Annotated in this window: 10 protein-coding genes; 6 read left to right on the top strand and 4 right to left on the bottom strand. The window is 67.8% G+C overall.

Annotated features, from left to right (window positions below; all coding sequences use genetic code 11):
* Positions 1-83: 83 nt before the first annotated feature.
* Positions 84-1,187 carry an extracellular solute-binding protein gene (locus ACIP0B_RS10220; RefSeq protein ID WP_400831634.1) on the bottom strand — a complete coding sequence of 368 codons (1,104 nt, stop codon included), beginning with the start codon at positions 1,185-1,187 and terminating at the stop codon, positions 84-86.
* Between the two features lie 111 nt (positions 1,188-1,298).
* Between ACIP0B_RS10220 and ACIP0B_RS10225 the strand changes: the two genes are divergently transcribed.
* Positions 1,299-2,072, top strand: a complete 774-nt coding sequence (locus ACIP0B_RS10225) for a LuxR C-terminal-related transcriptional regulator (RefSeq protein ID WP_400831635.1) — start codon at positions 1,299-1,301, stop codon at positions 2,070-2,072.
* A gap of 266 nt (positions 2,073-2,338) precedes the next feature.
* Here ACIP0B_RS10225 and ACIP0B_RS10230 read toward each other — a convergent pair whose 3' ends face one another.
* Complete coding sequence (locus ACIP0B_RS10230; protein ID WP_400831637.1) at positions 2,339-3,280, bottom strand: class I SAM-dependent methyltransferase; 942 nt, start codon at positions 3,278-3,280, stop codon at positions 2,339-2,341.
* Between the two features lie 187 nt (positions 3,281-3,467).
* Here ACIP0B_RS10230 and ACIP0B_RS10235 point away from each other — a divergent pair, with 187 nt between their 5' ends.
* On the top strand, positions 3,468-3,884 hold the full coding sequence (locus ACIP0B_RS10235) for a response regulator (RefSeq protein ID WP_400831638.1): 417 nt from the start codon (positions 3,468-3,470) through the stop codon (positions 3,882-3,884).
* A 65-nt stretch (positions 3,885-3,949) separates the two neighbouring features.
* Entirely contained in the window at positions 3,950-4,630 is a 681-nt protein-coding gene (locus ACIP0B_RS10240) for an HAD family hydrolase (RefSeq protein WP_400831639.1), read from the top strand.
* Positions 4,631-4,846: 216 nt separating this feature from the next.
* Here ACIP0B_RS10240 and ACIP0B_RS10245 read toward each other — a convergent pair whose 3' ends face one another.
* Complete coding sequence (locus tag ACIP0B_RS10245) at positions 4,847-5,506, bottom strand: methyltransferase family protein (RefSeq protein WP_400831640.1); 660 nt, start codon at positions 5,504-5,506, stop codon at positions 4,847-4,849.
* A 183-nt stretch (positions 5,507-5,689) separates the two neighbouring features.
* Between ACIP0B_RS10245 and ACIP0B_RS10250 the strand changes: the two genes are divergently transcribed.
* Together ACIP0B_RS10250 and ACIP0B_RS10255 are read left to right on the top strand one after the other, a co-directional pair.
* Complete coding sequence (locus tag ACIP0B_RS10250; RefSeq protein ID WP_400831642.1) at positions 5,690-6,610, top strand: pyridoxal-phosphate dependent enzyme; 921 nt, start codon at positions 5,690-5,692, stop codon at positions 6,608-6,610.
* Positions 6,611-6,682: 72 nt separating this feature from the next.
* A complete protein-coding gene (locus ACIP0B_RS10255; RefSeq protein WP_400831643.1) occupies positions 6,683-7,276 on the top strand; it encodes a DinB family protein in 594 nt (197 codons plus the stop codon).
* Here the strand turns inward: ACIP0B_RS10255 and ACIP0B_RS10260 are convergent.
* Positions 7,197-8,117 carry a LysR substrate-binding domain-containing protein gene (locus tag ACIP0B_RS10260; RefSeq protein WP_400831644.1) on the bottom strand — a complete coding sequence of 307 codons (921 nt, stop codon included), beginning with the start codon at positions 8,115-8,117 and terminating at the stop codon, positions 7,197-7,199. The two genes, ACIP0B_RS10255 and ACIP0B_RS10260, sit on opposite strands and share 80 nt — an antisense overlap.
* 308 nt (positions 8,118-8,425) lie before the next feature.
* Here ACIP0B_RS10260 and ACIP0B_RS10265 point away from each other — a divergent pair, with 308 nt between their 5' ends.
* A complete protein-coding gene (locus tag ACIP0B_RS10265) occupies positions 8,426-9,223 on the top strand; it encodes an SDR family NAD(P)-dependent oxidoreductase (protein WP_400831646.1) in 798 nt (265 codons plus the stop codon).
* Positions 9,224-9,625 lie beyond the last annotated feature (402 nt).

Raw genomic sequence — 9,625 nt, forward strand, 5'->3', positions numbered from 1 at the left:
AGGCCGCCATCGCCAGCAGGCTGGCTGACACAGGGACTTCGGGGCATGCCGGATCTGCATTCACTGCAGAAGCCTGTGGCTCGCTACTGGCCATTCTTGACCTTGCTCCACACCCGCGTGCGCACCCGTTCGGTGGCCTTGGGCAGCGGTTCGAGGGTGAACAGCGTCGCCATGGCCGATGCCGGCGGGTACACCGCCGGGTTGTCGCGGGTGGCGGCGTTGACCAAGGCGGTGGCCGCGCGGTTGCCGTTGGGGTAGGACAGTTGATCGGTGACCGGCGCGATCACCTCCGGGCGCAGCAGGTAGTCGATGAAGGCCAGGCCTTGGGCCGGGTGCGGCGCGTCCTTGAGCAGCACCAGCGTGTCGAACCACACCGGCGCGCCTTCCTTGGGCAGACTGTAGGCGATTTTCACGCCGTTGCCGGCCTGTTCGGCGTTGGTCTTGGCTTCGAGCATCGCGCCGGACCAGCCGACCGCCACGCAGATGTTGCCGTTGGACAGGTCGCTGATGAATTTCGATGAGTTGAAGTAGGCGATGTGCGGGCGCAGCTTGAGCAGCAGCGCTTCGGCCTTGCGGTAGTCGTCGGCGTTGGTGCTGTTGGGCGGCAGCCCGAGGTAATGCAGGGCCACCGGAAGCATCTCCGAAGGCGAGTCGAGCATGGCCACGCCGCATTGGCCCAGCTTGGCCAGGTTCTCCTCCTTGAACAGCAGATCCCAGGAATCCACCGGCGCGTTGTCGCCGAGGGCGGCGCGCACCTTGTCGACGTTGTAGCCGATGCCGTTGGTGCCCCACAGGTACGGCACGGCGTAGCGGTTGCCGGGGTCGTTGGCGGCCAGTTTGCCGAGCAGGCCGTCGTCCAGGTTCTTCCAGCCCGGCAGTTGGTCGCGGGGCAGCGGGGCGAGGGCGCCGGCCTGGATCAGGGTCGGCAGGCTGTAGCTGCTGGCCACCACCACGTCGTAGCCGCTGCGGCTGGTCATCAGCTTGCCTTCCAGCACTTCGGCGCTGTCGAAGGTGTCGTACACCGGCTCGATGCCGCTGTCGCGCTTGAAGTCGTGCAGGGTCGTCGGGCCGATGTAGTCGTACCAGTTGTAGACGTGCACGCTCGGCGCGTCGGTGGCCATGGCGGCCGAAGCCACTGCCACGCAGGCGCCAAGGCCCAGGTTGATATACCCACGGTGACGACGCATGATGCGGCACTCCTGGCCTGCGGCAGGCCGGTGATGAACGGGAGCGCTCAGGCTATCGGGCCGGCGGCGGCCCACCCATTCCCATCAAGGGTTACTCGAAAGGGGTAGTGCGTGGATGCATTGCTGAAGGAACTGCCCGTTCACCAGAGTCTGGCGCGGGTGTTCGCCGCCGTGGGCCAGGACGGCTTCTGGCGCGCGCTGGTGGACACCGTGCGGTTGCTGGTGCCGCTGGACAACGCCTTGGTGGCGCTGATGGCGCCGGGCCGGGCGCCGCAGTTGCTGACCGATTTCGACAGCGCCCCCCACCCCGACGAGCAGGAAGAGCTGGCCGGCTACAGCGCCGGCCTGTACCAGCTCGACCCGTTCCACCAGGCGGCGGTCGCCGGCATCGCCGACGGACTGCACAGCCTGGCGTCGGTGGCGCCGGATCAGTTCATGCAGAGCGAGTATTACCAGAGCTACTTCCGCTCGGTGGTCGGGGCCGATGAGCTGCAGTTTCTGGTCAACGTCGAGGGTGGCGTGCTGAGTCTGTCGTTGGGCCGTTCGACGGCGTTCGGTATTGAAGAGCAGGGGCGCCTGCTGTGCGTGCGCGACTGGGTGCTGGCGGCGATGCGTCGGCATGCGCAGTTGCTGCCGCCCCAAGGCGCGGCCGCCGAGGCGCCGGGCGGGGATCTGGCCTCGTTGCTCGACCGGTTCGACGCACGCCTGACGCAGCGGGAAGCCGACACCGCGCGGCTGATCCTGCAAGGGTTCTCCAGCAAGGCCATCGCCCGGGAACTGGGCATCTCGCCGGAGACCGTGAAGGTGCACCGGCGCAACCTCTACCACAAGCTCAACGTCACCGGGCACGGCGAGTTGTTTGCGCTGGTGCTGGGGCCTGTCTGACACACCGCTATCGCCAGCAGGCTGGCTCCCACAGGGATCCGGGTGTTCACGGGCTCGGTGTTCAACCGCAATCCCCTGTGGAACCAGCCTGTCAGGCCCATCATTCTTGGCTGACAGACCGCCATCGCGGGCAAGCCCGCTCCCACAGGTATCGCGGGTGAATGCAGAATCCGTGAACACCTCGGACACTGTGGGAGCGGGCTTGCCCGCGATGGCGGTGCGTCAGTTTCCCGCGATGCCGGTAATGCGCACGATGAGCCGCAGAGTCAGTCCAGCCGCTTGAACACCAAGGCCTTCAGGCCGCTTTCGGGATCGATGTCGGGAAACTCCGGCGGGTTCTCCAGCCGCCGTTCGAACCGCAGCCCCGGCGCCTCCCGCGTCACGCCCTCGATCAGGAAGTCGGACCCGAACGACGGGTCGTTCATGCAGGCCAGCACCGTGCCCTGCGGCGCCAGCAGTTCCGGCAGGCGGCGCAGCACGCGCTGGTAGTCCTTGGTCAGCAGAAAGCTGCCTTTCTGGAACGACGGCGGGTCGATGATCACCAGGTCATAGGGCCCGCCGTTGATCACCTTGCCCCAGGACTTGAACAGGTCGTGGCCGAGGAAACTCACCTTGCCCAGGTCATGCCCGTTCAGCCGGTGATTGTCCCGGCCCCGGCTCAGGGCGGCGCGGGACATGTCCAGGTTGACCACATGGCTGGCGCCGCCCTCGATGGCCGCCACGGAAAAGCCGCAGGTGTAGGCGAACAGGTTCAGCACCCGCTGGCCCGCCGCCTGCCCGCGCACCCAGTCGCGTCCGTAGCGCATGTCGAGGAACAGCCCGGCGTTCTGCTTGCGGCCCAGGTCCACCCGATACTTCAGGCCGCCCTCGACGAGGGTCATCTCGTCGATTTCCTCGCCCAGCAGCCATTCGGCGGTGCTTTGCGGCAGGTAACGGTGCTGGATCAGCAGGGTGTGGGCGCCGGACTGGCGCCACTGCGCCGATTCGGTGAGGGCCAGCAGCATTCCCTTGAGGGCTTCGAGCCGGTCCGCGTCCGGTTCCTTGAACAGCGACACCAGCACCACGCCCTGCAGCCAGTCCACGGTAACCTGTTCCAGATCCGGCCAGCAGCGCCCGCGCCCATGGAACAGGCGGCGGGTCTCGGCGGGGGGCGAGGCCAGCGCGTCGAGCAGATGGGCATGGAGGAGGGCAAGGGCTTGAGGGGTCATCAATCGGAATCGGCAAACGAAAAGGGCGGGCATTTTACCCACAAATCCGGCGTCGCGGACTTTGCCTGCGGGCAGCGGGAAAATCGCCTGTATCAAAAATGAATTTCCTCGCAGACAACGGCTCATACCTGATAAGCAGCGGATCCTGTCCGCGACACTGTTCATGCAATTCAGGGAGTGACCGTTCATGTGCCCAGTACCGACGGCGAATTCGCAACGGCCTGGCAGGTTGATTCTGGTGGTCGAGGACGATCCGCTGATTCTGGAGTTTCTCTGCGAAATCCTTCAGGAGGAGGGCTTCCGGGTCGAGCCGCAGACCAGTGCCGACGCCGCTTCGCAGTATCTGGAGGCGCATGCGCCGGAGGTGGCGCTGCTGCTCACCGACATCACCATGCCGGGCACCCTCAACGGCGCGGATCTGGCCAACCTGGTGGGCGACCGCTGGCCGGACAAACCGGTGATGGTCATGTCCGGCTATGAAACCCCGCAGACCTCCGGGGTGCGGCATCCGGTGGCGTTCATCAAGAAGCCCTGGGCCATCGGCCAACTGCTCGATTGCGTGGACATCGCCTTCAAGTCCAAGGCCCCGCGCCCGCTGCACTGATCCTTTGCGCAAGTGTTACATTGCCGGGCACATTTGCCCGGCCCCCTGCCAGAGGATGCGATCCCTTGCCTGCCCTTGATGCTCTGTTCAACCGCGCGTTCGGCGCGTTCCTGTTCGACATGGACGGCACCGTCCTCAATTCCATCGCCGCCGCCGAGCGGATCTGGTCGGCCTGGGCGGTGCGCCACGGGGTGGACGTCGAGACGTTCCTGCCGACCATCCACGGCGTACGGGCCATCGACACCATCCGGCGGCTGAACCTGCCGGGGGTGGATGCGCAGGCGCAGGCGGCATACATCACCGTGGCGGAGATCGAAGACGTCGAGGGCGTTGTCGAGATCGCCGGTGCGGCGGCGTTCCTCAAGGCCTTGCCGGCGGACCGCTGGGCCATGGTGACCTCGGCGCCGCGGGACTTGGCCCTGCGGCGGATGGCGGCGGCGGGGATCCCGGAGCCGGCGGTGATGATCACCGCCGAAGACGTGACCGCCGGCAAGCCGGATCCGGCCGGCTACCGACTGGCGGCGGCGCGCCTGGGCGTCGAGCCGGGCGATTGCCTGGTCTTCGAGGACGCGACCGCCGGCATCCTCGCGGGCGAGGCCGCCGGCGCGACGCTGATGGTCATCACCGCGACCCACCAGCACCCGCTGGAGACCCCGCACGCGACGATTGACCGTTACGACGGGCTGCAGGTCCGCGCGGGCAGCGACGGGCAGTTGTCGCTCAGCGCAACGCGACGGGACGACTGACCGCCGGCAACCCAGCCAAGGCATGGAGCCAGCCTGCTGGCGATGGCGGCGAGTCAGGCACCACAGATGTCGGCAGTGCCGGCCTCATCGCTGGCAAGCCAGCTCCCACAAGGTTTTGTGGTGTACAGGGATTCTGCGGACAGCCGGGATCCCCTGTGGGAGCCAGCCTGCTGGCGATGGCGGTGGATCAGGCGCCGCTGATGTCGGCGCCCTGGGTCAATAGATGCCAGGCAGCAAGCGCCAGGTACGGGCGCAATAGGCGTCGTACTCGCTGCCGAACTGCGCCCGCAGCAGGGCTTCCTCGGAGTGGATGCGCGCGATCAGCGGGATCAGCGTCACCGCCGCCAGCAGCAGGCCCACCGTTGAACGGAACGCCAGCGCCCAGCCGACGGCGTTCACCACCAGCCCCAGGTAGCTCGGGTTGCGCAGGCGCCGGTAGATGCCGTCGGTGACCAGCCGGTGCCCCGGCTGGATGGCCACCAACCCGCTGAAGCGGTGCCCCAGCACGAACACCGGCCACAGGCGCAGCGCACCGCCGGCGATGAACAGCACCGCCCCCGCCCAGCGCACGCCTTCGCGGCCGAAGGTCCAGAAGCCGATCCGGTCGCAGTAGGCCGGCAGCACGGCGCTGACCAGCCCGATCACGCCGAACGCCGGGATCACCCAGCGGTTGGCCCGGTCCTCCCGTTCGCCGGAGCTCAGGTTCACCTCGCTGAACAGCGAGGCCACCACCATCGCCAGGGTCGCCAGCGCCACCACCGCCAACGCCCCGTGGGAGAAGAACACGGCCACGCCGCCGATGCCCCAGATCGCCAGGCCCAGGTAGGCGAGGGTGGCCAGCACCGCGACAACGGTCATCTGTGCAGACATCTTCATGGAATCCTCAGCGTTCTTTGCCGTTGCGTTCAGTGTAGTTGCCGGTTCGCGCGTCACGCTGTCCCGCCGTCCGAGGCCCGGCGACGGGCTGGGCTAAGCTTTCGGAAGGGATATTCGCAATCCTCTGATCGCGGCCCGTCGCGGATGGATGTGGCCGGGCCGTGACGCTACCTGGAGTCCGTCATGCTGCACATCCGCACGCCGTTGATCCTGCACCCGACCCTCTCGACGCCGCAGCGGCGCATCTGGCTGAAACTGGAGAACCTGCAACCGGGCGGCTCGTTCAAGCTGCGCGGCATGGGCCTTTTGTGCAGCCAGGCGGCTGCGCAGGGCAAGCTCAAGGTGGTGTGCCCGTCCGGCGGCAACGCGGGGTTGGCCACGGCGGTGGCGGCGGCCCGGCTGGGCCTGCAGGCCTGCATCGTGGTGCCGCACACCACCCCGGAGGCGACCCGTGCGCGCATCCGCCGGGCCGGGGCCGAGGTGATCGTGCACGGCAAGGTCTGGGACGAGGCCAACCAGCGGGCGCGGGAGCTGGCGGACGCGGCGGACACCGAATACGTGCCGGCCTTCGATCACCCGGTGCTGTGGCGCGGGCACAGCTCGATGGTCGATGAAATCCTCGAGGACTGCCCGCAGGTCGACACCGTGGTCACGTCGGTGGGCGGCGGCGGGTTGCTGGCGGGGATCCTCACCGGGTTGCTGCGCCACGGGCGCCGCGACTGCCGGATCGTCACCTGCGAGACCCAGGGCGCCGCTTCGTTCGCGGCGGCGGTCGAGGCCGGCCATCCGGTGCGCCTGAGCCGGATCGACACCGTGGCCACCTCGCTCGGTGCGGCCCAGGTGGCGGCCTGGCCGGTGGCGCACATCGGCGAGTTCGCCCACCAATGCCTGGTGCTGTCCGACGACGACGCGATCCTGGGCGTGGTGCGCTACGCCAGCGACCTGCGCCAACTGGTCGAGCCGGCCTGCGGCGTTTCGCTGGCGGCGGCCTACCTCGACCACCCGGCGCTGGCCGGTGCCCACGACGTGGTGATCATCGTGTGCGGCGGGGTCAGCATCAGCGCGCAACTGGTGGCGGGGTGGGCGCGCACCACCGACCAATAGTCGGTGCCGCCGCCGTTGCGGCGCACAGGGACTATTCTGGACGGATCCTTTTTTGCGCCGAAGGTGCCCGCGATGATCAACCTGGCCACAGCCCACCTGTTCGCCGGCTACAAGCGCTGGGCCAACCGGCGCCTGTTCGACAGCCTGCAAGCGTTGCCGGCGGAGGAAATCACCCGGGAGCGCAAGACCATCTTCAAGAACATGATCGGCACGCTGAACCACATCTACGTGGTCGACCGGATCTGGCAGGCGCACCTGGAAGGGCGCAGCCACGGCTTCGGGACGTCCCACGATCTGGTCTATGCCGATCTCGCCGAACTGCGTCGGGCCCAGGAAGAGGCCGATGACTGGTACTGCGCCTGGAGCGCCGGGCAGACCGACGCGTCGCTGAACCACCCGGTGGACTTCACGTTCGTGTCCGGCGACGGCGGCACGATGAACGCCGGGGCGATTTTCCTGCATGTGGTCAACCACAACAGCTACCACCGAGGCTGGGTGATCCAGATGTATTTCGAGATCCCGCAGATGCCGCCGATGACCGACCTGCCGGTGTACCTGCGCGAGGTCGACCCCGGCTTCAAGGCGTTCAGTGCGCCGGCAGCGGCGCCGACATGTGACGGGCAATCAGCGAGCGCAGCCAGCGTTCCGCCGGATCGTTGTCGTTGACCCCGTTCCACACCATCGACAGCTCCGAGGGGATGATCTCGAACGGCGGCTCGTCGGCCCGCAGTACAGTGCTGCCCTCGACCAGCGCGCAGGCGGCGAAGTCCGGCACGGTGGCGAGCATGTCGGTGCCGGCCAGGATCGCCCGCAGCGGCGCGAACTGCGGCACCGCCAGCACCACCCGGCGCGAGCGGCCGATCCGGGCCAAGTCGTTGTCGATGGCGCCGCACAGGTCCCCGGAGAACGACACCAGCGCATGGGGACGTTCGCAGTAGTCGTCCAGGGTCAGCGCGCCGGGACGGTCGTCGCCGCGCAGGATCTTGCAGCGCAGGTCGCGCAGTTTCTTGCGCTTGGCGTTGGCCGGCAGGTCGGTGGTGTAGCTGACGCCCACGGAAATCTCCCCGGAAGCGAGCATCGACGACATCAGCAAAAAATTCACCCGGCGGATCACCACCACGACATTCGGCGCCTCGTCGCGCAGTTGCTTGAGCAACGGCGGCAGCAGGCCGAACTCGGCGTCGTCGGACAGGCCGATGCGGAACACGTCGCGGCTGCTCAGCGGGTCGAAGTCCTTGGCCCGGCTGACCGCGCCGGAGATGGTGTCCATCGCCGGCTGCAATTCCTTGAGGATCGCCATCGCCCGCTGGGTCGGTTCGAGGACGCGGCCGTTGCGCACCAGCAACGGGTCGTCGAACAGATCCCGCAGCTTGGCCAGCGAGGCGCTCACGGCGGGCTGGCCGAGGAACAGCTTTTCCCCGGCGCGGGTCAGGTTCTTCTCGAACATCAGGGTCTCGAAAATCACCAGCAGGTTCATGTCGACGCGGCGCAAGTCGTTGCGGTTCATGCCGATGGGCTCCGGGGTGGCGGAGTCTTCAGTGTAGGAGCTGGCGCGGGATCCGGGAGGGCGGCGGTGTGTCGCTCGGGCCGGCCTCATCGCCAGCAGGCTGGCTCCCACAGTTGCCGGAAACGACACGCATCCAATGTGGGAGCCAGCCTGCTGGCGATGACTGAGTGTCAGCCAAATTGGATGAAATGGCCCACCCCTACTGCCAGTTGTTGCACAGGGATCCGGGCGGGTTGACGTTGGATCCACCGCAGGCGCAGCCTGTGGGCTTTCGAACGAGCACCGTTACCCATTGATGAGGTGAAGGCATGAAGATCGATTTGAGCGGAAAACTGGCCATCGTCAGCGGCAGCACCGGCGGCATCGGCTTGGGCATCAGCCGGTCGCTGGCGGAGGCGGGCGCCACGGTGGTGGTGATCGGCCGCGACTCGGCCAAGGTCGAGCAGACGCTGGCGGGCATCCGCCGCCAGGTGCCGGGTGCGCAGCTGCGCGGCCTGACGGCGGACCTGGGCACGGCCGAAGGCGCGCAGACACTGTTCGCGGCGGAGCCGGTGGCCGACATCCTCGTCAACAACCTCGGGATCTTCAACGACGTGGACTTCTTCGAGGCGCCGGACAGCGAGTGGGCGCGGTTCTATGAGGTCAACGTGATCTCCGGCGTGCGCCTGGCCCGGCATTACGTGCCGGCGATGGTCGAGCGGGGCTGGGGGCGGGTGATCTTTCTGTCCTCGGAATCCGGCGTGGCGACGCCGGCCGACATGATCAACTACGGCGTGACCAAGAGCGCCAACCTGGCGGTGTCCCATGGCCTGGCCAAGCGCCTGGCGGGCACCGGCGTGACGGTCAATGCGGTCCTGCCGGGGCCGACCTTCACCGACGGCCTGGAGGAGATGCTCAAGGACGCCGCCGCCGAATCCGGCCGCACCCTGCGCGATGAGGCCGATGCGTTCGTGCGCAAGGCGCGCCCCACCTCGATCATCCAACGGGTGGCCAATGTCGAAGAGGTTGCCCATCTGGTGACGTACATCGCGTCGCCGCTGTCCTCGGCCACCACCGGCGCCGCGCTGCGGGTCGACGGGGGCGTGGTCGACAGCCTGGCGATCTGAACGGGCAGGGCCTGCCGGCGGTGCCATTGATGTGTCTGACAAGCCGCCATCGCCAGCAGGCTGGCTCCCACAGGGGATCTGCGGTGCTTGCAGCTTCTGTGCTCACCGCAAAAACCTGTAGGCGCTTGCCTTCTGTGGCGAGGGAGCTTGCTCCCGCTGGGGCGCGAAGCGGCCCCGCTCTCTGGGTCTGCTGCGCAGCCCAGCGGGAGCAAGCTCCCTCGCCACAGGGGGCAGCGTGTGCCACGGACGGGGCAGGGCAGCGATGGCGCAGAGGTGCCTGTCGGTTCGGGAGCTTGCCTGCAAGCGATGAGGCCGGCACAGCCGACATCGAGGTTGCCTGACCGATCGCCATCGCCAGCAGGCTGGCTCCCACAGGGGATCTGCGGTGCTTGCAGCTTCTGT

It is taken from the genome of Pseudomonas sp. NPDC089534 (genome assembly GCF_044749305.1).
GTDB classification, from domain to species: Bacteria; Pseudomonadota; Gammaproteobacteria; order Pseudomonadales; family Pseudomonadaceae; genus Aquipseudomonas; species Aquipseudomonas ekonensis.

What these genes read in the sequence shown, in the direction of transcription:
- ACIP0B_RS10235 (WP_400831638.1), top strand. Translation starts at nt 3,468, where the DNA reads ATGTGCCCAGTACCGACGGCGAATTCGCAACGGCCTGGCAGGTTGATT.
- ACIP0B_RS10245 (WP_400831640.1), bottom strand. Translation starts at nt 5,506, where the DNA reads ATGAAGATGTCTGCACAGATGACCGTTGTCGCGGTGCTGGCCACCCTC.
- ACIP0B_RS10260 (WP_400831644.1), bottom strand. Translation starts at nt 8,117, where the DNA reads ATGAACCGCAACGACTTGCGCCGCGTCGACATGAACCTGCTGGTGATT.
- ACIP0B_RS10220 (WP_400831634.1), bottom strand. Translation starts at nt 1,187, where the DNA reads ATGCGTCGTCACCGTGGGTATATCAACCTGGGCCTTGGCGCCTGCGTG.
- ACIP0B_RS10230 (WP_400831637.1), bottom strand. Translation starts at nt 3,280, where the DNA reads ATGACCCCTCAAGCCCTTGCCCTCCTCCATGCCCATCTGCTCGACGCG.
- ACIP0B_RS10265 (WP_400831646.1), top strand. Translation starts at nt 8,426, where the DNA reads ATGAAGATCGATTTGAGCGGAAAACTGGCCATCGTCAGCGGCAGCACC.
- ACIP0B_RS10250 (WP_400831642.1), top strand. Translation starts at nt 5,690, where the DNA reads ATGCTGCACATCCGCACGCCGTTGATCCTGCACCCGACCCTCTCGACG.
- ACIP0B_RS10255 (WP_400831643.1), top strand. Translation starts at nt 6,683, where the DNA reads ATGATCAACCTGGCCACAGCCCACCTGTTCGCCGGCTACAAGCGCTGG.